At 54.5% G+C, this 22,400-nt stretch carries 18 protein-coding genes and 1 pseudogene; 9 read left to right on the top strand and 10 right to left on the bottom strand.

Annotation, left to right across the window (positions count from 1 at the left end):
• Nucleotides 1-71 precede the first annotated feature (71 nt).
• Nucleotides 72-659 (top strand): histidine phosphatase family protein, encoded by a 588-nt coding sequence (locus tag TA5113_RS05840; RefSeq protein ID WP_058315415.1) that lies wholly within the window; start codon nucleotides 72-74, stop codon nucleotides 657-659.
• On the opposite strand, the gene TA5113_RS05835 is transcribed toward TA5113_RS05840, so the two are convergent.
• Genes TA5113_RS05835 through ruvC form a run of 5 tightly spaced genes read right to left on the bottom strand, consistent with a single transcriptional unit; the run spans nucleotide 654 to nucleotide 3,874 of the window.
• Nucleotides 654-1,292 carry a hypothetical protein gene (locus TA5113_RS05835; RefSeq protein WP_058315414.1) on the bottom strand — a complete coding sequence of 213 codons (639 nt, stop codon included), beginning with the start codon at nucleotides 1,290-1,292 and terminating at the stop codon, nucleotides 654-656. The two genes, TA5113_RS05840 and TA5113_RS05835, sit on opposite strands and share 6 nt — an antisense overlap.
• A complete protein-coding gene (locus tag TA5113_RS05830; RefSeq protein WP_058315800.1) occupies nucleotides 1,273-1,605 on the bottom strand; it encodes a pyrophosphohydrolase domain-containing protein in 333 nt (110 codons plus the stop codon). The genes TA5113_RS05835 and TA5113_RS05830 overlap by 20 nt, the downstream gene beginning before the upstream one ends.
• 47 nt (nucleotides 1,606-1,652) lie before the next feature.
• Nucleotides 1,653-2,681: a Holliday junction branch migration DNA helicase RuvB gene (ruvB, locus tag TA5113_RS05825; protein ID WP_058315413.1), complete on the bottom strand. Its 1,029-nt coding sequence runs from the start codon at nucleotides 2,679-2,681 to the stop codon at nucleotides 1,653-1,655.
• 3 nt (nucleotides 2,682-2,684) lie between these two features.
• A complete protein-coding gene (gene ruvA, locus TA5113_RS05820; protein ID WP_058315412.1) occupies nucleotides 2,685-3,371 on the bottom strand; it encodes a Holliday junction branch migration protein RuvA in 687 nt (228 codons plus the stop codon).
• Nucleotides 3,368-3,874: a crossover junction endodeoxyribonuclease RuvC gene (ruvC, locus tag TA5113_RS05815; protein WP_058315411.1), complete on the bottom strand. Its 507-nt coding sequence runs from the start codon at nucleotides 3,872-3,874 to the stop codon at nucleotides 3,368-3,370. Before ruvC ends, ruvA begins: the two co-directional genes overlap by 4 nt.
• A 301-nt stretch (nucleotides 3,875-4,175) precedes the next feature.
• Between ruvC and TA5113_RS05810 the strand changes: the two genes are divergently transcribed.
• Nucleotides 4,176-4,367 (top strand): DUF1127 domain-containing protein, encoded by a 192-nt coding sequence (locus tag TA5113_RS05810; protein ID WP_058315410.1) that lies wholly within the window; start codon nucleotides 4,176-4,178, stop codon nucleotides 4,365-4,367.
• A gap of 81 nt (nucleotides 4,368-4,448) precedes the next feature.
• Here the strand turns inward: TA5113_RS05810 and TA5113_RS05805 are convergent, their stop codons facing one another.
• From TA5113_RS05805 to TA5113_RS05785, 4 genes and pseudogenes are all read right to left on the bottom strand, one after another.
• The gene (locus TA5113_RS05805; RefSeq protein WP_058315409.1) at nucleotides 4,449-4,796 is read right to left on the bottom strand and encodes a hypothetical protein; all 348 of its coding nucleotides are present in this window, start codon (nucleotides 4,794-4,796) and stop codon (nucleotides 4,449-4,451) included.
• A 204-nt stretch (nucleotides 4,797-5,000) separates the two neighbouring features.
• A complete protein-coding gene (locus TA5113_RS05795; RefSeq protein ID WP_058315407.1) occupies nucleotides 5,001-5,870 on the bottom strand; it encodes a 50S ribosomal protein L11 methyltransferase in 870 nt (289 codons plus the stop codon).
• 77 nt (nucleotides 5,871-5,947) lie between these two features.
• On the bottom strand, nucleotides 5,948-7,180 hold the full coding sequence (locus tag TA5113_RS05790; RefSeq protein WP_058315406.1) for an MFS transporter: 1,233 nt from the start codon (nucleotides 7,178-7,180) through the stop codon (nucleotides 5,948-5,950).
• 109 nt (nucleotides 7,181-7,289) lie between these two features.
• A pseudogene (locus tag TA5113_RS05785) lies at nucleotides 7,290-9,486 on the bottom strand (primosomal protein N').
• A 115-nt stretch (nucleotides 9,487-9,601) separates the two neighbouring features.
• Between TA5113_RS05785 and fsa the strand changes: the two are divergent.
• From fsa to TA5113_RS05755, 6 genes are all read left to right on the top strand, one after another.
• Nucleotides 9,602-10,255, top strand: a complete 654-nt coding sequence (gene fsa, locus TA5113_RS05780) for a fructose-6-phosphate aldolase (protein WP_058315404.1) — start codon at nucleotides 9,602-9,604, stop codon at nucleotides 10,253-10,255.
• A gap of 166 nt (nucleotides 10,256-10,421) precedes the next feature.
• Nucleotides 10,422-11,129: a DUF484 family protein gene (locus tag TA5113_RS05775; protein ID WP_058315403.1), complete on the top strand. Its 708-nt coding sequence runs from the start codon at nucleotides 10,422-10,424 to the stop codon at nucleotides 11,127-11,129.
• A 7-nt stretch (nucleotides 11,130-11,136) separates the two neighbouring features.
• Entirely contained in the window at nucleotides 11,137-12,051 is a 915-nt protein-coding gene (locus TA5113_RS05770) for a tyrosine recombinase XerC (RefSeq protein WP_058315402.1), read from the top strand.
• A 696-nt stretch (nucleotides 12,052-12,747) separates the two neighbouring features.
• The gene (locus tag TA5113_RS05765; protein ID WP_058315401.1) at nucleotides 12,748-14,682 is read left to right on the top strand and encodes a PrkA family serine protein kinase; all 1,935 of its coding nucleotides are present in this window, start codon (nucleotides 12,748-12,750) and stop codon (nucleotides 14,680-14,682) included.
• Between the two features lie 10 nt (nucleotides 14,683-14,692).
• The gene (locus TA5113_RS05760) at nucleotides 14,693-16,012 is read left to right on the top strand and encodes a YeaH/YhbH family protein (protein WP_058315400.1); all 1,320 of its coding nucleotides are present in this window, start codon (nucleotides 14,693-14,695) and stop codon (nucleotides 16,010-16,012) included.
• Nucleotides 16,009-17,535: a SpoVR family protein gene (locus tag TA5113_RS05755; protein ID WP_058315399.1), complete on the top strand. Its 1,527-nt coding sequence runs from the start codon at nucleotides 16,009-16,011 to the stop codon at nucleotides 17,533-17,535. The genes TA5113_RS05760 and TA5113_RS05755 overlap by 4 nt, the downstream gene beginning before the upstream one ends.
• Nucleotides 17,536-17,705: 170 nt before the next feature.
• Here the strand turns inward: TA5113_RS05755 and TA5113_RS05750 are convergent, their stop codons facing one another.
• Nucleotides 17,706-20,360, bottom strand: a complete 2,655-nt coding sequence (locus TA5113_RS05750; RefSeq protein WP_058315398.1) for an ATP-dependent helicase — start codon at nucleotides 20,358-20,360, stop codon at nucleotides 17,706-17,708.
• Nucleotides 20,361-20,606: 246 nt separating this feature from the next.
• Here TA5113_RS05750 and TA5113_RS05745 point away from each other — a divergent pair, with 246 nt between their 5' ends.
• Nucleotides 20,607-22,400 (top strand): sensor domain-containing diguanylate cyclase, encoded by a 1,794-nt coding sequence (locus TA5113_RS05745; RefSeq protein ID WP_082625921.1) that lies wholly within the window; start codon nucleotides 20,607-20,609, stop codon nucleotides 22,398-22,400.

Below are 22,400 nucleotides of genomic sequence, written 5' to 3'. Positions count from 1 at the left end.
TCCGATATTCACATTCCGGTTACGGGAGAGTGCGACAAATATCAATGAATTCAATTTGAAGCAGACGCCCCATGGCCATTTTTCGATATCTAACCCACCCGCAAGTGAAGATAGACCCCGCGGTTGAGGTCCCCAAATGGGGCCTGTCTGAAGAGGGCAAAGCGCGTGCGAATCTGCTCGCAAAATCCGATGCCCTGATCGGGACCAAAACAATTGTCAGTAGCGACGAAGTCAAAGCAATTGAAACAGCAACCCCCATCGCACGTGCTTTGGGGTTGGACATCAAACTCGAAGCGGCCTCGCATGAAAACGACCGTAGTGCGACAGGGTTTCTGCCGCCCTCTGAATTTGAAAAGGCGGCGGATCAGTTCTTTGCGCATCCCGAAACCAGTTTTCGCGGATGGGAGCGCGCAATTGATGCGCAAGCGCGCATTCTCGGCGTGTTTGACAAAGTAACAGCTCACGCTGCTACCGATGACATCCTCATGGTCGGCCATGGTGGTGTTGGCACATTGCTCTATTGCGCACTGGCCCAGAAAAGCATCGCCCGGTCGCGTGATCAGAGCGCTGGCGGTGGTTGCCTATGGAGCTACCATCTGGAAACGCGCGAAATGATACACGGCTGGCGCAGCATCGAAGAGGTTATGCAAAGCTCATGATGCGGCTTGCAAACGCGCGAATACGCGGTAGGCATGGCTTGCATCATTTGCCACTGCCGGCATCATGCGATCGTAGGCGGCGGCAATAATTCCCGCCACTTCGGGGCGCAAAATCGTTGCGCCATTTTCAGGCAAGACCGCCAAGGGCGACGTGTCTTTAAAAGCCTGATCGCCCCAAAGCAAAATCACCTGCGCCGCCTGGCCCAAGGCCAGCGTATCTGCAGGCAGTTTAGAAAGCGCCGCATCCATTTTCAAAAACACGAAGGCCGCTTGAATGGCGTGCCCATCATCAAACCGGAAGGCCCGATATTGATTGGCGCCCGCCGCATCAAGCTGTGTAACCAATTCCGCTAAATTGGGGATCAGTCGATCCAGATCAGGCACCTCAAGCAGCTCTTTCCAATCCCGGAAAAAGAAAAACATGAGATTGCTGCCCAACTCTGGATCCGTCTCTGCCATCTGATGCCCTGCCAAGGTCACCACCGCCTCGATCGCGCCCTTCACAGTGCTCAAAGTGACGTCATCCACCCCAAAGACAATCGGTGCAATGGGTCTGCCCCAACGGGCAAAAGCGTATTTCCCATCGCTGCGGGTGAAAAAGGCTTCAATGGCTTCAGGTGTCGTGACGCTCATGGCTTGCTTCCAGATATTGGCCCCATTTCCGGCGGAACGCCGTTTCAAGGTCAATGCCCTGCCAATCGGCAAACAGCAAGAGGAAGCCAAACAAATCAGCCATTTCATCTGCCAGCGCCTCATGACCCACTTCACCACGCCCGCGCCCACTGGTTTTCAAAAAGGCAGATGACACTTCACCCAGTTCTTCTGTGAGCTTACCCAAATACCAAGCCGCGTCGCGGTTCACGTCAAAGTTCTGGGCATAGATGTCAGAGACACGCCTCGCCATGATCTGAAGCTCGCGCAAATCCAACCGCTCGGTCTTTTCCATGACGCCCTCAGCTTCTTCTTTGCCCAAATACTCAAAATTCCAGCGCGTTACTCAAACAAGTCGGTCTGAGATTTGCCCGGCTCCGGTGCCACAAGCCCCAGATGTTTCCACGCCTTGCGCGCCAACATGCGTCCACGCGGGGTGCGCTGAATAAGCCCCTGCTGCAGCAAAAACGGCTCAATCACCTCTTCAATCGCATCTCGGCTCTCGCTTAGTGCCGCAGAGATCGTCTCCACCCCAACGGGGCCACCACCATAATTTTCCGCAATGAAGGTCAAATAGCGCCGGTCCGCCCCATCTAAACCAAGGTTGTCCACGCCAAGCCGGGTCAAAGACCCATCCGCGAGCGATTTGGTGATCACCCCATCCCCTTCCACAAGGGCAAAATCAACCACTCGGCGCAGCAAACGCCCGGCAATCCGCGGGGTGCCACGAGAGCGCCGCGCGATCTCGCGTGCGCCGCCTTCTTCCTGCTGCACCCCCAGCTTGCGCGCGTTGCGCGTCACAATCTCGTTGAGTTCATCCTCGGTGTAAAATTGCAGGCGGGTCGGAATACCGAAGCGATCCCGCAATGGCGTCGTCAGCAGTCCCAAGCGGGTCGTCGCCCCGACCAGCGTGAAGGGCTGCAACTCGATCCGCACTGTCCGCGCGGCGGGACCTTCGCCAATCACCAGATCCAATTCGAAATCCTCCATCGCTGGATAGAGCACTTCTTCCACCACAGGATTGAGGCGGTGGATCTCGTCAATGAACAGCACGTCACGCGCCTCAAGGTTTGTGAGGATTGCCGCCAAATCCCCCGCTTTGGCCAAAACCGGCCCAGAGGTCATTCGGAAATTGACGCCAAGCTCGCGCGCCATGATCTGTGCGAGGGTTGTTTTGCCCAAGCCTGGAGGACCATGAAACAAGGTATGGTCCATGGCCTCGCCACGCTGTTTAGCGCTTTCAATGAAAACCTTCAGGTTGGCGCGGGCTTCCGCCTGACCGATGAATTCCCCCAAACCTTGGGGGCGCAAGGCGCGATCAGCATCTTCCGGGCGAGGTTCCGGGCGCAATGTGGGATCGGGTGCTTCCATGCCTTATCCTTTGGGTGCGAGTAAACGCAGCGCTGCGCGGATTAATCCGGCGGTATCAAGTTCGGGATCAGCACCGGATGCTTCTGCAACGGCGGCAGCGGCATCGCCCGGCCCATAGCCTAGGTTTGATAAAGCAGACAGTGCTTCTGCCTGCGCCGCTGCTCCAGCGCCACCTGCAGCAGGCGCTTTGGGTGCGGGCGCCGGCGATGCAACAGGTTCCTCAAGCACATCAGCGGATGCCGGCGCTTCGCCATGGGCCTCTGCCAATGATCCACCCAGCGCCATGACGGCCGGGGCTTTGTCTTTTAGCTCATGCACCACGCGTTGCGCCGTTTTGGGACCAATGCCTTTGGCCGCTTTAATGGCGCTGATGTCACCCAGTGCAATCGCTCGACCAACCCCTTCTGGGCCTAATGTCCCAAGGATCGCCAAAGACGCCTTTGCACCAATGCCCTGCACGGAGATCAACAACCGATGCCACTCTTTCTCAAGCAAGGTGGTGAAGCCAAACAGCTGCAAGATATCTTCGCGCACCAGCATTTCCGTGAACAAAGCGGCCACTTCACCATTGCCCGGCAACTCCATCAAGGTGCGCTCAGAGCAGTAGACGATATAACCCACGCCTCGCACATCAATCAGCACGTGATCTGTGGTGCGATACTCAATTCGGCCAGTAATTTTGCCAATCATGCGCTTGCTTTCTTTAGGGCCGCTTCCCAGCTGCCGCTGGCCCGAGCGTAGTGGGCGTGACACATGGCAATGGCCAAGGCATCTGCCGCGTCCGCGCTGGCAATCTTAACGCCGGGCAATTGCAACTTCACCATATGTTCAACCTGATGTTTTTCCGCATGGCCGACGCCCACAATGGTTTTCTTGACTTTATTGGGAGCATATTCGCCAATCGTCAGCCCGGCTTGTGCTGGCACCAAAAGAGCGATGCCGCGCGCTTGTCCCAGTTTCAAAGTGGCGACACCATCTTTGTTCACAAAGGTCTGTTCAATCGCGGCATGATCGGGTTCGTGTCGATGGATGACGTCGGTCAGCTGTTCATGCAATGACAATAGCCGCGCGGCGAGGTCTTTGCCCTCTGAGTGACACGTGCCGTTGGCCACATGGCTCATCCGGCTGCCCGCAACATCGATGATCCCCCATCCCATGTTGCGCAAACCCGGGTCGATTCCCAATACGCGCATGACTGCTCCTGCCTTTTTGGCCTTTTCAGAAGACCTAGCACAAAACAAGAACGTCCGCCAAGCATCTTCGTGAGATAGTCGACTGCCTCAAAGCTTTTACCCCGCAAGGCGCTTTAGCTGCCGCTGCATTGATTTCGCCTCCAACGGGGCCAAAAGGCCGTTTTCTGAGCGCTGTGCACATTTATGAGGCATGCAAAAAACGCAGAGCGGGGATGATTTCTTGTCGATTGTCGCGACTCATCCATCAGTCTAAATGCGCCTTAAGCACAACGACCATAACTCAAACAGAAGGATTATCGATATGGCCGCTTTCGTAACCGCACGGACTGAAAACGTTTCTAATGGTCAGTTCGGTCTGATCCTAGCCCACACATGGGGCCGTGTTGCTGCATGGAATGCCGCACGTAAAACACGCAAAGTTCTGTCCGAACTGACAGACCGCGAGCTGGAAGACATCGGTCTGATCCGCCGCGACATCCACTCCATTACCTAAGTCCCTCCTTAGGAAGACGAAAAGGCCGCGGCAGTTACAAACTGCCGCGGCTTTTTCTTTTTAAGCAATACCGTTTGGGGCTCAAAGATAGTCCCGAAGATGCGTCGCCACGAGGTTTGACACCGGATCCGGCGTTAGCGTCCAAACGCCAACCTGCGCGACAGATGAATCGCTCGCGCGCAATTCGTCCACCTTGGCTGCGTAAGTTGCTTCCCCCATTTGAGCCATCATCGCGCCTTTCAGCCCGAAGAACCCAACAACCAGGATCATAATACCAGTGTAAGGAATACCGCGTTTTTCACGGTAACCGCGCACAATCACATACCCATCATTGTCGATGAAGGCAGAGCGGGAGCGCTTAAGATCTTTCTTACGCTGTGCGTTCAGACGACGCAGGCGCAGGGAAAATTCGTCACGTGGATCAGCCATAGCAGCACACTTCGTTTGGCCCCCACCAAACAAGGCTACATTCCCTCCAAATTGTGGCAAAACTTGGGCAAGCAAGGCCAATTTTCACAAAACGGCCCGATTCAAACCCCTTTGCAGGCCCAATTCAGCGCAAAGGGTGTGAAAAAGGCCACACATTGGTGGCCTGAATTCAGTGAAAAACTGTGGAACGCGGACGAATCGCGCCTATGAGCGTTGCAGTGTTAGCGTGGTCCACTCGCCGATTTCCTCACGTGTGTGCACCAAAAAGCCATTTTCTTGGTAAGCTGCCACCACTTCATCCGCTTGTTCGTTCAAGATGCCGGACAAGATCGCATATCCTTTAGTAGCGATGTTCTCGCCCATTTCAGGCGCAAGGCCCACCAAGGGGGCCTTTAGGATATTTGCAAAGACCAAATCATAAGGCGCTTTGGCCTTTAGATCTGCATGGCTAAAGCCTGCGGCTTCCAAACAGATCACGCGTCCCTCAAGGTCATTGGCTTTCACATTTGCAATGGCCACATCCACGGCGACTTCATCAATGTCGCTTGCCAACACGGGGTTCGGCCAAATACGCGCCGCCGCCATCCCCAGCACCGCAGTGCCGCATCCAATGTCAGCAACGTTTTGCCCGACAAAACCTTCACCGGCCAAACGGTCCAGCGCCTTGAGGCAACCCAAGGTGGTTCCGTGATGCCCTGTGCCGAAAGCCATCGCCGCCTCAATCAAAAGCGGTTCGCAATCCTCTGGCACCTGGTCGGCGTCATGGCTGCCATATACAAAGAAGCGCCCGGCTTCGACCGGAACCAGCTCACGCTTTACATGCGCAACCCAATCGGTTTCAGGCAGTTCCGACACCGCGAAGGGCTTAATGTCAAAAGCGGCTTCCAGCAGAGCGAGCGCAGCAGCGTCAGGCTCTTCCGTGAAATACGCCCCCACTTCCCACAGCCCAGAGTCATCTTCGATCTCAAAGACCCCTACACCGGTTGGTTCCGGATCAAGCATTTCCATCGCTTCACCAAGACGTTCGGCCTGGTCTTTGCCTTCCAGAGTGGTCAGGGCGGTAAATGTTGGCATGTCTCTTGATCCTTCTAAGGCTTGCAAGCGGCCTACGGGCGTGGCTCGCCAAGGTCAAGGGCAAGGTCAAGAGCCGCTTATTCAGCCGGCACCGGCCCAATGCCTTTCAGCCGCGTCTCAAACCCTTTTTGAGGGTGGCGTGGAATGAGTAAGGCCAGTCCAAAAGACGTGGCCGCCATACAGGCCGCAAGAGCGAACACTGCACCGGGCGAGTAGAGCCACAACAAACCAAGCAGCACAGGCAGGAACACCGCAGCAATATGATTGATGGTGAAGGACACGGCCGCTGTCGGCGCAATATCCTCAGGGTCAGCGATCTTTTGAATATAGGTCTTTAGAGCGAGCGCCATGGAGAACAGCAAGTGATCCACGACATAAAGCGCCATGGCCAGCATGACTCCCCAGCCAAAATAGTAGATGCCTCCATAGGCCAAGAAGACAATCACAAGGCCAAGATATTCCACAAGAAGTGTCCGCTGCTCACCGAAACGCGCGACCAAGCCACCAATGAAAGGCGCAAAGATCATGTTGGCGATGAGATTGACCAAGTAAAGTCCGGTCAGCTCGTGCACATCAAAGCCGAATTTTTCGACCATCATGAAGCCTGCAAACACAACAAAGATCTGCCGACGCGCACCGGCCATAAATTGCAGCGCGTAGTAGAGCCAATAGCGCTTTTTCAGCACCATCTTTTTGACTTGTGGAGTCGGGCTTTCAAATTGCGGGTAAGCAAAAAGGGCGACCAGAGCGATGACCGCTGTCAGGCCGCCGGATAGCATAAAGACTGTGTTATAGCTAAGCCCCAGCCGCTCCCAAGTGGTTATGATCGCCAGATAGATCACAAGCGTTGCCGCGGACCCCGTTGCCGTCAGCCAACCCAGCACTTTGGGCGCGCGTTTTTTATCCAACCATTGCAACTGCAGGCTTTGGTTCACTGTCTCATAGTAGTGAAAACCGATCGAACTGAGCAGCGTCACGACCAAAATGCCGCCTAGGGTCGGGAATTGCGCCGTGACAGCGGTCGCCACCCCAAGCAGAACCAGCGACAACACTCCGAGTACCTGTTCGCGAATGATGATGATCAGAAAGATCACCGCAAAGGCCATAAAGCCCGGAATCTCGCGCACCGTATGCAACAGACCAATATCGGCACCGTCAAAACGCGCGACCTCAATGACGAAGTTGTTCAGCAAAGCCAGCCATGTTGAAAAAGCCAGTGGCATGGCCGCGGCCATCACAAACAGCAATACAATCGGCTGTCGCCAACGGGGCAAATGCCCGGTTTCATCAAGACGGACTTTATCAAACATAGCTTTCCTCTACGCTTGATGGCCTCATGAGGCGAGCGAAATCATACATGCAGGCTTGCACATGGGGATGCGCAGAAATGCGTTTGGTCTGGCAGCGATCTTAATGGGATCAGTAAAAGGATTGCGGATCGATATCGACGGAGAGACGGATGTCGCCCTTTAGTTTGAATTGGCCAACCCACTTGGCAACTGCCGACTGTAGAGGCGCTGCCTTGTCTGCCTTCACCAAAAGGCGCACACGATGTCGACCTCGTATCCGTGCGATGGGAGCCGGAGCCGGACCAAAGACCTGTGCTCCAATCTGGCGAAGCGCTTGGTCGTTGCGCGCCAATGCATTGCCGAGATCAAACACCTCGGCGACGTCGGTCGATGACAGGATGATCCCCGCCATACGGCCATAGGGCGGCACCCCGGCATGGCGACGTTCAGAGGCCTCTGCCTGCCAAAAGGCTTCTTCGTCACCTGCAAGGATCGCCCGGATCACCGGATGCTCGGGCTGATGAGACTGCAGCATCGCAACGCCTTTGCGTTCCGAGCGCCCAGCGCGGCCAGCAACCTGACGGATCAATTGAAACGTGCGCTCCGCTGCACGGAGGTCGGAGCCTTGAAGGCCAAGATCCGCATCGATCACGCCAACAAGGGTCAACAGCGGGAAGTTGTGTCCCTTTGCCACCAACTGCGTGCCGATGATCACATCCGCCCCGCCCTCCGCAATGGTCTTAATGCCTTCTTTCAAGGCGCGCGCCGATCCGAACAGGTCAGAGGACAACACCGCAAGCCGTGCCTCTGGAAAGGCTTCTTTTGCTTCCTCAGCCAAACGCTCTACCCCCGGCCCCACCGCGGCGAGCTTACCTTCCACACCACAGCTTGGGCAGGCTTCAGGCATCGGGGCGCTTTCCCCGCACTGATGGCACAGCAAGCGCTTGAGAAAACGATGCTCGACCATGCGCGCATCGCATTGCTCACAGGCGATTTGATGACCACAAGCCCGGCAGATCGTCACCGGCGCATAGCCACGGCGGTTGATGAACAAAAGCGATTGCTCACCTTTCTCGATCCGCGCCGTGACTTCAGCCCGCAATGTCGGAGATATCCAAGTGCCCGAAGGCATATCTTCAACCCGCATATCAATCGCGCGCATGTCAGGCATCACCGCAGGGCCATAGCGCGACGTCAGCTCAATGCGCTTATATTTCCCTGCATCCGGCATTGGCCCAGCTTTCCAGACTAGGTGTCGCGGAAGCCAGAACCACACTCGCCCCCACACAACTCGCTCGCAGAACCGCCATGTCCCGCGCATTATAAAGGACACCATCATCCTGCTTATAGGATGTGTCATGTTCTTCATCGACGACGATTAGGCCGAGGTTCTGAAACGGCAGAAACAAAGCCGAACGCGCGCCAATCACGATCTGGGCGCCGCCTTGCCCCACCATTTTCCAGATCCGCCGCCGCTCGGTCATGGTGACGCCCGAGTGCCATTCGGCGGGTTTCGCGCCAAACCGCGCCTCGACACGGCCAAAAAACTCAGCGGTGAGGGCAATCTCGGGCAACAGCACCAAGGCTTGACGACCAATGCGCAGACACTCGGCAATGGCTTCAAGATAGACCTCTGTTTTACCAGAGCCAGTCACACCACGCAGCAAGGTGGTATTATAGTCTTGCGACCGAATATCGGCCGTCAGCTGCGCCGCCGCCGTAGCCTGATCCTCGGTTAAGTCTTTTGCGTCATAATCCGGATCCATCCGGTGAAACGGCACATCTCGCGGTGCGTTTTCTTCATTCACCGCCCCGAGCTTCACAAGCCCTTTGACCACAGAAGAGGTCACCCCCGCCATGTCTGAGAGTTCTTTGAGCGTGAAAGACAGCCCTCCATAGTCGCGAAGCGTCTCTAGCACTCGCTTGCGCGCATCGGTTTGCCGGTCGGGTTCACTGTCCCCCAACCGGTAGACTTTGCGCATAGAAGGTGGATCAGACAGTCCCGGCGCGCGGGTTGCCAATCGCAACATACTGGGCATTGAAGTCAAAGTGTATTGGGACGCCCGCTCCAAAAAACTGCGCATCTCTTCGCGCATTGGCGCCACGTCCAACACACGAATGACCGAACGCACCTTAGAGATATCCCAATCTCCACGGCCTTTGCCCCAGACAACACCAATCACTTTGCGCGGGCCAAGGGGCACTTCCACAAAGGCTCCAGCCCAACACCCACCTTCCGGTGCTTTATAATCAAGCACCCGATCCAGCGGTTGCGTGGTCAGCACTCCCACCAGAGTGCCTGCATCAAAGAAGTCGGGTTCGCCCAAATTTACCTCAATTACCGTTAGCGCTCACACTTTCTTCCCGTTAGGGGTTTCGGCGCGTACCCTAATGAGGTAAACGACCCCCGACTTTAGGCCAACCCATCAAAGGACTTGTTCCATGAAATTCTTCGTTGATACCGCTGAAATCGACGCCATTGCCGAGCTGAATGATCTGGGCATGGTGGACGGTGTGACCACTAACCCTTCCCTTATCAAAAAATCTGGCCGTGACATCATCGAAGTCACCAAAGAAATCTGTGACTTGGTTGATGGCCCTGTTTCTGCAGAAGTGACCGCGACAGATGCGGATACAATGATTGCAGAAGGCCGCAAGCTGCTTGAAATCGCCGACAATATCGCCGTGAAAGTGCCTCTGACTTGGGACGGCCTCAAAGCCTGTAAAACCCTCTCCGATGGCGGCGCGATGGTGAACGTGACGCTTTGCTTCTCTGCAAACCAGGCGCTGCTCGCTGCAAAAGCCGGTGCAACTTTCATCTCTCCGTTCATCGGCCGCTTGGACGACATCAACCTCGATGGCATGGATCTGATCGAAGACATCCGTACGATCTATGACAACTATGGTTTCAACACCCAGATCCTTGCAGCGTCTATTCGCTCTGTGAACCACATCCTGGACAGCGCACGTATCGGTGCAGATGTCATCACAGCGCCTCCGGGCGTAATCAAAAACATGATCAACCACCCGCTGACTGACAAAGGCCTAGATGCCTTCCTCAAAGACATCGCCGCAGCGGATATCAAAATCCTCTAATAGGCTTCTTCTTTGTTAAAATACTCTGGGGTGAAAGCGCGCCAGCGCTGAGGGGCAAAGCCCCTCCCCCAACCCAAATCGCGGTTAACCGCACATTTCCCAAAAAAATGCAGCACTCGCCAAAAGCTTCTGATATGGTCCTGCCAAAAGAAGTATTGGCACGAGCATGACCAAGACAGCACATATCGAAGACACGTTGCGCGAAAAGATCATTTCCGCGCCTGAAATGATTCTGGATGACAATGATCTCATGAACGCGCTGATTGCCGCGAATGAGAAATCCATGGGCGGCAATATTGTCGACCTGCGTGGTATCGCCATGGAACGTCTGGAAGCGCGCCTGGATCGTCTGGAAGACACCCACCGCAGCGTGATTGCTGCGGCTTACGAAAACCTCGCGGGCACCAATCAAGTCCACCGCGCGATCCTTCGCATGATGGACCCGCTGGAATTTGAAACCTTCCTGAAAGATCTCGACGGCGAGGTCGCTGAAATCCTGCGTGTTGATGCGGTGCGTCTGGTTCTGGAGACTGAGCAAAAAGACAATGACCCAAGTGTCCGCAAACTTGGCGATGTGCTGTCTGTCGCGGAACCCGGGTTTATAGAGACCTACCTCACCAATGGCCGCAATGTCCCATCGCGCCCTGTCACTTTGCGCCAGATTGATGGGACGACCCATGAAATCTTCGGCGACAAAGCAAGTTTCGTACGCTCCGAAGCCTGCCTGCGCTTGGACTTGGGCGCTGGTCGTCTGCCCGGCATGCTGTTGATGGGGGCCGAAGACCCACATCACTTCTCGCCTCAACAGGGCTCTGACCTGCTTGCATTCTTTGGTGGCGTGTTTGAGCGCGCCATGCGGCGTTGGTTGTCGTGATCGGGGGATGATCTCCCCTGCTTCCATCGAGGCCCGGGACAGCTGGCTTGAGGCACAAAAGGCTCTGAAAGGAGCCTCTGAAAACACGCTTAGCGCTTATTTTACAGACGTTTCCGAGTTCCTCGCCTTTATGACGGAATATAAAGGCGAGCAGCAGGGACTTGGCCCGCTCGCCCGACTGACCGTACGCGACATGCGGGCGTGGATGGCGCAAATGCGGTCCGGCGACTTATCGGCGCGCTCCTTGGCGCGCAAATTGTCCGCCGTGAAAAGCTTCTTTCGTTGGCTAGCAGAAAGAGAAGGCTTTGACCCCACTGCGGTCCTGTCGACTCGCGCGCCGAAATTCCAAAAGAAACTGCCGCGCCCACTTGCACCTGACGCTGCGCAAGCGGTGATCGAGACGGTCGAAATCCAATCCAAAGATGCCTGGGTCGGAGCGCGGGACACTGCGGTCATCACATTGCTTTATGGATGTGGCTTGCGGATTTCCGAAGCCTTGGGGCTGAACCGCAACGAAGCGCCGCTGCCTGAAGTGATGCGCATCATCGGTAAGGGCGGAAAGGAACGCATCGTTCCCGTGCTGCCGGCGGCGCGTGAGGCCGTGGATGAATACCTGCGCCAATGCCCCTACCCGCTGGAACAGGATGGCCCGCTATTTATCGGCGTGCGCGGCAAGCGTTTGAGCGCCCGGCAAATACAATCGGTTATGCAGAACGTGAGGCTTCAACTGGGGCTACCGCCGACCGCGACGCCTCACGCCATGCGCCATAGTTTTGCGACCCATCTTTTGGAAGCGAGTGGCGATCTACGATCTATTCAGGAGTTGCTTGGTCATGCTTCGCTGTCCACAACCCAAGCCTACACAGCCGTGGACACTGCCCGTTTGATGGATGTCTATAACCGAACTCATCCAAAGGCATAAAGCGAATCTCTTCGCGTTTCCTGAATCTTACCTAACGGCAACTGCCCTTCCGAGCGGTCGTTTTTTTGGCGATCCCAAGGCGCTTTTCCCACACGATCTGTTTCAATTCGCTACAGTGATCAAAATATCAGCACTGCATCATTGAGCACCAAAATGCTTTGAAATGTCTTCGAGGCAGCGGAGCACATTTGCTTTCGTTTTAGCATGGCATTTAGCGCTAAAGGGTTCCGAAGCACGTGGGCAAAAACGCAAATAAAAACAGGCCAAACGTGCCAAAACCAGCCAACTCAGATTTTCACAGTGTTACAAACTTTTGAACGCTCCGTTCGGCACCGTTAACCAAATCTTCCGTCTTTTGATTAACCGTGAATTGGAACACGATTTATTGATGCGCTCTGGCAAATCACAAGATCTAGCCCAGATTAATATGGAAAGTTCAGGATTTTTGGTGTACCCTGAAGGTATAAACAAAGACCGAAAACCCCTTTGGGTTCAATGGCTTCCGGGCGTTCCGGTGGCATAAATCGGTCAGGCCAAGTGGCAACATCGAGCGATTTCTGAACACTCTCGCAGTCTGCGGTTGCCACCATCGTTGCCTTTGACGTTCGGCAAATAAAGACCTGTGCGGACTGCGCTTTCACTTTGACCCGAGGAGGATACCGGGCTCGATTTTTGTCACCAAAGGGGACCATACACATGAAGGATATCGTCGAATTATTTGCGGAACAGTATTCGGGCGCGAGCGCCGAAGAAATGTCACTGCAGGACTACCTGCTAGGGTGTCGCGATGATCCGGGGATGTATGCCAATGTGGCAGAGCGGATGCTGACGGCCATCGGGGATGAGGAACTGGTGGACACCTCAAAAGATGCCCGCCTTGGACCGATCTTTCAAAACCGGACAATCAAGCAATATGCGGCCTTCAAAGACTTCTATGGGATGGAAGACACAATCGAGCGCATCGTGGGTTATTTCCGCTATGCGGCTCAGGGCTTGGAAGAACGCAAACAAATCCTTTACCTCCTCGGCCCAGTTGGCGGCGGCAAGTCATCTCTGGCTGAACGCCTGAAACGACTGGTCGAAGAGCAACCGGTATATGTGCTCAAGGCTGGCGACACGCTCTCCCCCATATTTGAAAGCCCACTGGGTTTGTTTGATCCGCTCAAAATGGGCGATGTGCTGCAAGACGAATACGGGATCGCCAAACACCGGCTGCCCGGGCTGATGTCCCCATGGGCTGTGCGCCGGCTGGATGAATTCGGCGGCGACATTTCTAAATTCTCGGTTCAGAAGGTGTACCCATCTCGCCTACGCCGTGTCTGCGTCGCGAAGGTTGAACCGGGTGATGAGAACAACCAAGACATCTCGACCCTAGTGGGTAAGGTCGACATTCGAATGCTGGAACATTTCAGCCAGGACAATCCTGACGCTTACAGCTTCTCTGGCGGTTTAAACCGCGCAAGCCAAGGCATTCTTGAATTTGTCGAGATGTTCAAAGCTCCCATCAAGATGCTTCACCCGCTGCTGACAGCGACGCAAGAGGGCAACTATATGGGCACTGAGAGCTTCGGGGCGATCCCGTTTAGTGGCCTGATCCTTGCTCATTCCAATGAAAGCGAATGGCAGCAGTTCAAAAATAACAAAAACAACGAGGCCTTCATTGACCGCGTCAGCATTGTGAAAGTGCCGTATTGCTTACGCGTTTCTGATGAGGCTCAGATCTATCACAAGCTGCTAGAGAACTCTGAACTCAAGGATGCGCCATGCGCGCCAGAGACGCTGAAGATCCTCTCTCGCTTTGCGGTTCTCAGCCGCTTGAAGCCGCATGAGAACTCAAACCTTTACAGTAAGATGCGGGTTTATGACGGGGAAAGCCTGAAAGACACCGATCCAAAGGCAAAAACGGTTCAGGAATATCAGGACACTGCTGGTGTGGACGAAGGGATGAATGGCATTTCCACACGGTTTGCCTTCAAAGTTTTGTCGAACGTTTTCAACTACGACACCCAAGAAGTCGCCGCCGACCCCGTGCATCTGATGTATATTCTGGAGCAGATGATTAAGCGGGAGCAGTTCCCACAGGAAACCGAGGCGCAATATCTGGAGTTCATCAAAACCGAACTCGCGCCGCGCTATGAGGAATTCATCGGCAATGAGATCCAGAAGGCTTACTTAGAAAGCTACACGGAATACGGCCAGAACGTCTTTGATCGCTATATCTCTTACGCGGACGCGTGGATTGAAGAGCAAGACTATAAAGATCCTGACACGGGTCAGCTTTATAACCGTGAAATTCTGGACGCGGAGCTGTCTAAGATCGAAAAACCAGTCGGCATTGCGAACCCAAAAGATTTCCGCAATGAGGTTGTGAAATTTGCGCTGCGCCACCGTGCGAACACGGGGCAGAACCCGCCATGGAATTCTTATGAGAAACTGCGCGATGTGATTGAAAAGCACATGTTCAGCCAGGTCGAAGAGCTTCTGCCGGTGATCAGCTTTGGCAGCAAGAAAGACAGCGACACGGAAAGCAAACACATGGAATTTGTCCAGCGGATGAAGACCCATGGCTATACCGAGCGGCAGGTCCGCCGCTTGGTGGAATGGTACATGCGCGTCAACAAAGCGGGGTGATCGCGAACAGATGCATCATTTCATCGACAGACGCGCCAACCCTAAAGGCAAGAGCCTCGGAAACCGGCAACGGTTTCTGAGACGGGCGCGCGAGAACATCAAAAAAATGGTCGATAAATCCGTTCGGGACAAATCCGTGACGGGGGCCGATCAGGGGTCCGAGGAAAAGGTGACGATCCCAGCAAAAGGCATCAAAGAACCGTTCTTTGCGAATTCGCCAAAAGGTGGGTTTCGCCAGCATGTCCTGCCCGGAAACAAAGACTTTGTCGTTGGGGACACCATCCCGCGCCCGAAAGGTGGCGCGGGAGAAGGCGGCAAAAAGGGTGCGGAAGATGGAGAAGGCGAGGATGGCTTTTCCTTCACCCTCACCAAAGACGAGTATCTTGAGATCCTGTTTGAAGGGTTGGAACTGCCTGATCTCGTCAAAAAGAACACCGTTGAGACAGAAACCGTTGGCACCCGACGCGCTGGCCTTACGACGGCTGGGACACCGAATAACCTGAACCTCGTGCGGACCATGCGGAACTCGCTTGGGCGAAGGATTGCGCTGCAGAGGCCTTCAACGGCGGCGTTTAAGGCTCTTGAAGAAGAGCTTAAGAACCTTGAAAGCATCGAAGATGAATCCGAGGATCACAGTGCCCGGATCGTCGAGTTGCGGGAAAAGCTGGCGATCTTGGACCGGCGCCGCAAACTCGTGGGTTACATCGACCCGATTGATCTGCGTTATGACACGACCGTACCGGAAAAGATCAGAAACTCCCGCGCTGTGGTGTTTTGTTTGATGGATGTTTCAGGCTCCATGCAGGAACGAGAAAAAGACCTCGCGAAACGGTTCTTCATGTTGCTGCATCTGTTCCTCGAACGCGCTTATGAACACACCGAAATCGTGTTCATTAGACATACCCACCAAGCACAAGAGGTGGATGAAGAGACGTTCTTCTACGCCAAAGAAACCGGCGGCACCATTGTCAGCACGGCGCTTACCGAAATGCAGAAGATCATTGAAGACAGGTATCCGACGGACGAGTGGAATATCTATGGCGCACAGGCCTCAGATGGCGAGAACTTCGGCAATGACAGCGTGAAATGCAAAGACTTGCTGTTTGATGCTCTGATGCCCGTTTGTCAGTACTACGCCTATGTGGAGATCGTCGGCGAAGGGGACGACAAGCTGCTCAACAATAGCGAAGAAGGGGCTGATCTTTGGCAAAACCTGCGCGAAGTGGATCACGCCTTCCCGCAATTCCAAATGCGCCGGGTGGCCGAGCCGGGTCACATCTATCCAATCTTCCGCGATCTCTTTGCCGCAAATAAGGAGAATGCCGCATGAGCAACCTCTTGTTTGATGGTCCGGAATGGACGTTTGAGTTGCTCGGCAAGGCCCATGACGCGATTGAGGAAATTGCGATAGAGGAATTGGGGTTAGACGTTTACCCAAATCAGATCGAGATCATCAGTTCGGAACAGATGCTCGACGCTTATAGCGCCGTGGGCATGCCGCTGATGTATCAGCATTGGTCCTACGGCAAACGGTTCGCTCGCGATGAGGCACTTTACCGGACTGGTCGTCAGGGTTTGGCCTATGAGATCGTGATCAACTCCAACCCCTGCATCAGCTACAATATGGAAGAAAACACCATGGCGATGCAGACCCTGGTGATGGCGCATGCCGCGTTCGGGCATAACCATTTCTTCAAAAACAACTATCTCTTCCAACAATGGACCGACGCAGCGGGCATTCATGACTATCTGGCCTTTGCCAAGAATTTCGTCGCCAACTGCGAAGAGCGCTATGGCATCGATGCGGTCGAGGAAATCCTAGACGCGGCCCATGCCCTGCAAAGCCAAGGTGTGTTTCGCTACGGGCGCCCTCCCCGTCCTAGCAAAGAAGAGTTGCAGGCGATGCAGCGGCAGAGGGATGGCTATGAGAGCCAGCAGAGTGTTTTGGAGCTTTGGGCGGACAATACGCTTGGGAAAGATCGCCTAGAAGGCTCTGAGGAAGATGGTGCGTTGTCAGAGCGGCGCGGAAAGATGAACTTGCCGCAAGAGAACCTGCTTTATTTCTTGGAGAAGCACAGTCCGGTTTTAACAAGCTGGCAGCGAGAGCTTTTGCGTATCGTGCGCTACATCGCCCAATACATGTATCCACAAAAGCAAACCAAAGTGATGAACGAGGGCTGCGCGACCTTCACGCATTATTACATTATCAATCGGTTGCTGGAAAAAGACCTGATCTCTGAAGGCGCTTACATGGAGATGATGCACAGCCATACAAATGTGGTGTTGCAGCCCGAATATGATGATCCGAGATATGGCGGGCTGAACCCATACGCGCTGGGATTTGCCATGATGCAGGACATCCGGCGCATCTGTGAGGAGCCGACGGACGAGGACCGAGAATGGTTCCCTGACATCGCTGGCAACCCTGATTGGAAAGGCGTGATGAAAGACGCTTGGGCCAATTATCGCGATGAGAGTTTTATCCTGCAGTTCCTGTCGCCAAACTTGATCCGCAAGTTCAAACTATTCATGCTGTCTGATGACGCCAAACAGGCCAACCTGGTGGTGAGCAATATTCACAATCGCCAAGGCTATCGGAACATCCGTTCTGCATTGGCGCGGTCTTACGACTTGGCGTATTTGGAACCAGACATCCAAGTAGATGACGCGGATCTGTCAGGGGATCGCGAACTTAAACTGACCCATGCGGTGCGCGATGGGATCACTTTGGACCCAGCCAATCGCGATGAGGTGCTAAAGCATCTGCGCAGGCTTTGGGGCTATGATGTGAGCCTGACCGCGCGAAACACCGAAACCGGGGCTCGGATATCGCATGTTTCGACCGCGGCTTGAGAAGGGTGAGGGCTTTGCCGCTTTGGTTAAATTTGGGGGCTTTGCCCCCGGTCGAACAGAGTTCGCCCTCCCCCAGAGTATTTTTGCAAAGGTGAATGAGAGGACGTGCCGCTTGGGGACAGGCGGCACGCGAGAAAGGATACCCTAAACCTAAGGAGGCGCGATGGCGGCTAGAACGGGATATCAGTTGAAGCAGTTACGAATTTGGCCACGACCTTTTTTTCACCGGCCTTGTCAAATTCAATCACAAGCTTATCGCCTTCGATCTCCATGATCTCACCATAACCAAATTTCTGGTGGAAGACGCGATCGCCCACGGAATGGCTTGAGACCGCTTCAAGATCGATAATCGTATGTTTGCTTTCCTTCGGTTGGCTTAGGCCCCGTTGCCCTGCGCGATCTTGCATGCGTTTCCAGCCGGGCGAGTTATAGGTATTGGCCGATTGCACACGGTCTTGGATGCCGCTGCCGAAATCTCCGGTAGCGCCTGAATGACCACCGCCATAGATGCCCGGTGCGGTTAGCACCTCCACGTCTTCCTCAGACAGTTCATCAATGAAGCGACTTGGCATTTGCGATTGCCATTGGCCAAAAACGCGGCGGTTGCCTGCAAAGCTGATGGTGCAGACTTCCTCGGCGCGGGTGATGCCCACATAGGCCAAGCGCCGCTCTTCCTCGAGGCCTTTTAGACCGCTTTCATCCATCGACCGTTGTGACGGGAACAGCCCGTCTTCCCATCCCGGCAAGAAAACCACCGGGAACTCTAGGCCTTTAGCGGCGTGCAGTGTCATGATGGAGATTTTGGCGTCCGCATCATCGTTGTCGTTGTCCATGACAAGGCTGACATGTTCCAAGAAGCCCTGAAGGTTGTCGAAATTCGCGAGCTGCCCGACGAGCTCTTTGAGGTTTTCCAGTCGCCCCGGCGCTTCGGGGGTTTTGTCATTCTGCCACATGGAGGTGTAGCCGGATTCATCCAGGATGATCTCGGCCAGTTCCGTGTGGGGCATATTATCGCCAGCAGGCGCAAAGCGCATCGCCGATTGGGTGGTGCCATCATCAATGACCTCATCGTCATTGAGTGGGATTTCCACCTCGCGCTGCACCCCAAGGCCGCGCCAGCGGTCAATATTGTCCACCAGAATGCGCAGTTCTTTTGCGCCTTTGCCGCCGATGCCTTTGTTGTCCAAGAGAATGCGCGCGCCTTCCACGAGCGAGACGCCATTTTCCCGCGCTGCCGCTTGGATCTTTTGCACCGCCACGTTGCCGAGGCCGCGTTTGGGGGTGTTGACGATTCGCTCAAACGCCAGGTCATCCTCGGGGCTGGTCACCACGCGGAAATAGGCCATGGCATCGCGGATCTCCATGCGCTCATAAAAGCGCGGGCCGCCGATGACGCGGTACGGCAGGCCAATGGTGAGGAACCGATCCTCAAAAGCGCGCATTTGGTGGGAGGCGCGCACGAGGATGGCCATGTCTTCTAGATCGAACTTCTGGAAACAAACCTCAACTGAACGACCTTCTTCCTTACGGGTTGCGAGTTCCCAAAGAAGATCTTCGTTCTCGACATTCTCTTTAAAAACTTCACTTTCTTTTAACGCATCAACCAATTGAGCCCGGCTATTGTATCCTCTTTGTAGATTTAAATCGTGAAGACGATCTACCTCCTCAACCATTTGTTCCGAGCGAGCGTTTTCTCGCCGCTTGGCTTCCGGCGCGCTTCCACTCAGAAGACCATCGACTTTCTCGCCGATCCAACGCGCTTCCTCGTCGCCGTCCCAATGTCCAATTAGCTTAACTTGCTCGCCTCGTTGAGCAGCTGTCCAAAGGGTTTTCCCAAGCCGGTTTTCATTGCCGGAGATGACCGCAGAGGCCGCCGCCAGAATGTGTGGCGTGGAGCGGTAGTTTTGTTCGAGCCGCACCACGTGTGCCCCCGGGAAGTCTTTTTCAAACTTCAGGATGTTGCCGACTTCTGCACCGCGCCAGCCATAGATGGATTGGTCATCATCGCCCACACAGCAGATGTTTTGGTGTTCTTTGGCGAGCAGCCGCAGCCACAGATATTGGGCGACGTTGGTATCTTGGTATTCGTCCACCAGCACGTAGCGGAACCAGCGCTGGTATTGCTCAAGCACATCCGGATTGTTTTGGAAAATCACCACCACATGTAAAAGCAGGTCGCCAAAATCGACGGCATTCAGCTCTCGCAAACGGGTTTGGTATTGCGCGTAAAGCTCGCCGCCTTTGTTGTTGAACGCGCCCGCATCCGCAGATGGCAAACGATCTGGCGTGAGTGCCTTGTTCTTCCAACCATCAATTAGGGATGCGAGTTGGCGTGGTGGCCAGCGTTTTTCATCAATATTCGCCGCTTGGATGAGCTGTTTAAGCAACCGGATCTGATCATCGGTGTCCAAGATCGTAAAGTTGGACTTCAGCCCGACGAGCTCCGCATGGCGGCGCAAAAGTTTCACACAGACCGAGTGGAACGTACCAAGCCATGGCATGCCTTCAATGGTCTGACCCAGCGTGCGCCCGACCCGATCCTTCATTTCGCGGGCCGCTTTGTTGGTAAAGGTCACTGCCAAAATTTCATTTGGTCGTGCCCGGCCGGTGTTGAGCAAATGCACAATACGCGAAGTCAGAGCCTTGGTTTTCCCGGTCCCGGCTCCTGCCAGCATCAAAACGGGGCCATCCAACTTCTCGACCGCTTCCCGCTGCGCTGGGTTCAGTTCGTCCAGATACGGCGTCGGCCGCGCGGCCATGGCGCGGGAGGCAAGGGACTGTTGGGACGCGCCTTCAAAGGCGTCAGATTCATCAAAGCTGCTCATGGGCGAACTCTACAAGGTACCGCGCTATAGGAAAAGCCATGTTCTGGTCTTGTTCGCAACTGTTCGCCGGTGTTTCTGCGTTACAGCGGAGGCAGTTTCTAGAGGATTTGAAACGAATTCACCGCAGAGTGTTCGAGATTATTAACGATTCATCAACCCAATCCCTGCGATACCGCAGTCCGGGGTACGGATGAGGTAATTGCGATGGGCGAGGTGATTGAACCAAGCGTAAACAAAAAAGTAAGCATGCTTTGGCCTGTTCTGGCGGTCTTGACGATCGCAGCAGCCATTTCTGGAGCAGCTTACTTGCCAACCCCTGTCGTCGATTATTTCTTGAAGCAAGACATCTTAGACCGGTCAGAGCTTTGGCAAAGGCGCATCACGCTTCACCTCAGAGACACGGAAGCAACGTTTCGAAATGGTACCACAAGCCCCGAAGAGAACGACTTTCTGAGCCTTCTGCCCGAGGCCTCAGACGTCTATCGCTTCAAGCTGTTTACAGCTGATGGGCGCGTGTTTTGGTCTACCCGCTCGTCAGATTTGGGCACCATCAACGAAAAAGACTATTTCACTTCCATCGTTTCCGACGGCGAAATCTATTACAAACATGAACCCAAGCCAGCGTCTGAAATTGACGGGCTGCTGCTTCACTCGCACAACACGGCGCCTGACGCGATTCATGAAATCGCAGAAGTTTACGTGCCGATGATGCAAAATGGTGAATTTATTGGGGCGATCGAGTTTTATACCGATATCACAAAGGTCAGAACTCTTTTCATACAACGCGTCCACACCGCTTTGATCGCGCTAAGCGCGTTGGCGATTATTGTGGTGTTGCTTATTGGCGGTTTGATTGTCCGATCCAATCGCGCGCGGCTTAATGCGCTCAATTCGAAATCAAAAAGCGAACGGGCGCTGATGGACCAGCAGTTGCACCTCGCGCAGGAAGTCAAATTGCTCGGAGAGTTGAATGAATGGCTCCAGTCCAGCCGCTCGTTGGACGAGCTTTTTGAGATGTTCACAAAATTCATGGCCTATATGCTGCCGGATTGCGCAGGCTCAATCTATGTCTATTCCAACTCGCGCGATGTTCTGGATGGGGTCAGCGCGTGGAATGGTGGCGAGTTAAAGCGCCACATTCACCCAGATGGGTGCTGGGGGCTTCGCCGTGGCCGCACATATACATATGGCGTGCACGAGGTGGATTTTGTTTGTGAACATGTCGATGAGGAAGACGGCGAACCTTATTTTTGTTTCCCGATTTTGGCCCATGGAGAAACCGTTGGGCTCATGCACCTGAAAAAGGTGGCGCATGCTGATAAGGAAGAGTTCCTGGAGTCTCGTAAACTTGCGCAAATGTGTGCCGAACAGATCTCCATGGCGATTGCCAACGTTCGGATGCGTGATCAACTGCAAGAACAATCCATTCGAGACCCCTTAACCGGACTGTTCAATCGCCGACACATGATCGACCGCCTGCGTCATTTCCTCATGACATCTAGCGACAAACAACAAAATACACATCTGGTCTACCTCGACCTTGATCATTTCAAACGCTTCAATGACACCCATGGCCACGATGCAGGTGACTACGTTTTGCGTGCGGTCGGTGAAATCTTAGATGAAAGTTGTACCGACGATGAGATCGCCTGCCGTATGGGCGGGGAAGAGTTCGTTGTGTTATGGCCTCGTTTGACAAATGAAGAGCTTCAAGAACGCATTACGGTGCTCTGCTCAAAAATTTCAGGTCTTGCCTTGACCTATCAAAGCCAGCCTTTGCCAAAAATCACTGCGTCGATTGGGGTCGCGACGGCCCCGCAACACGGTGAACTGCCGCAGGAGCTTTTACGTGCAGCGGATGAAGCGATGTATCAGGCCAAGCACAACGGTCGCGATCAGGTGATCTATTACAGAACCGATCAAAACCCGCCGCTCGCCGAGCAATCTCAACCCATTGTCACCTCTTCCACGAGCGACCATGAGGAACGCAATCTGAAATCAGCTTCGAAACGTGGCACAACCGAGATCGCTGCAGAATAA

It is taken from the genome of Cognatishimia activa, assembly GCF_001458335.1.
Taxonomy (GTDB): Bacteria; Pseudomonadota; Alphaproteobacteria; order Rhodobacterales; family Rhodobacteraceae; genus Cognatishimia; species Cognatishimia activa.
This window is presented reverse-complemented; position numbering and strand designations above follow the sequence as displayed.

Excerpts from the sequence above, each read along its gene's own strand:
- TA5113_RS05770 (WP_058315402.1), top strand. The coding sequence starts at position 11,137 with ATGATCTCCCCTGCTTCCATCGAGGCCCGGGACAGCTGGCTTGAGGCA.
- ruvA (WP_058315412.1), bottom strand. The coding sequence starts at position 3,371 with ATGATTGGCAAAATTACTGGCCGAATTGAGTATCGCACCACAGATCAC.
- TA5113_RS05835 (WP_058315414.1), bottom strand. The coding sequence starts at position 1,292 with ATGAGCGTCACGACACCTGAAGCCATTGAAGCCTTTTTCACCCGCAGC.
- fsa (WP_058315404.1), top strand. The coding sequence starts at position 9,602 with ATGAAATTCTTCGTTGATACCGCTGAAATCGACGCCATTGCCGAGCTG.
- TA5113_RS05810 (WP_058315410.1), top strand. The coding sequence starts at position 4,176 with ATGGCCGCTTTCGTAACCGCACGGACTGAAAACGTTTCTAATGGTCAG.
- TA5113_RS05775 (WP_058315403.1), top strand. The coding sequence starts at position 10,422 with ATGACCAAGACAGCACATATCGAAGACACGTTGCGCGAAAAGATCATT.
- TA5113_RS05745 (WP_082625921.1), top strand. The coding sequence starts at position 20,607 with ATGCTTTGGCCTGTTCTGGCGGTCTTGACGATCGCAGCAGCCATTTCT.
- TA5113_RS05795 (WP_058315407.1), bottom strand. The coding sequence starts at position 5,870 with ATGCCAACATTTACCGCCCTGACCACTCTGGAAGGCAAAGACCAGGCC.
- TA5113_RS05830 (WP_058315800.1), bottom strand. The coding sequence starts at position 1,605 with ATGGAAAAGACCGAGCGGTTGGATTTGCGCGAGCTTCAGATCATGGCG.
- TA5113_RS05765 (WP_058315401.1), top strand. The coding sequence starts at position 12,748 with ATGAAGGATATCGTCGAATTATTTGCGGAACAGTATTCGGGCGCGAGC.
- TA5113_RS05755 (WP_058315399.1), top strand. The coding sequence starts at position 16,009 with ATGAGCAACCTCTTGTTTGATGGTCCGGAATGGACGTTTGAGTTGCTC.
- TA5113_RS05790 (WP_058315406.1), bottom strand. The coding sequence starts at position 7,180 with ATGTTTGATAAAGTCCGTCTTGATGAAACCGGGCATTTGCCCCGTTGG.
- TA5113_RS05805 (WP_058315409.1), bottom strand. The coding sequence starts at position 4,796 with ATGGCTGATCCACGTGACGAATTTTCCCTGCGCCTGCGTCGTCTGAAC.
- TA5113_RS05760 (WP_058315400.1), top strand. The coding sequence starts at position 14,693 with ATGCATCATTTCATCGACAGACGCGCCAACCCTAAAGGCAAGAGCCTC.
- TA5113_RS05840 (WP_058315415.1), top strand. The coding sequence starts at position 72 with ATGGCCATTTTTCGATATCTAACCCACCCGCAAGTGAAGATAGACCCC.
- ruvC (WP_058315411.1), bottom strand. The coding sequence starts at position 3,874 with ATGCGCGTATTGGGAATCGACCCGGGTTTGCGCAACATGGGATGGGGG.
- ruvB (WP_058315413.1), bottom strand. The coding sequence starts at position 2,681 with ATGGAAGCACCCGATCCCACATTGCGCCCGGAACCTCGCCCGGAAGAT.
- TA5113_RS05750 (WP_058315398.1), bottom strand. The coding sequence starts at position 20,360 with ATGAGCAGCTTTGATGAATCTGACGCCTTTGAAGGCGCGTCCCAACAG.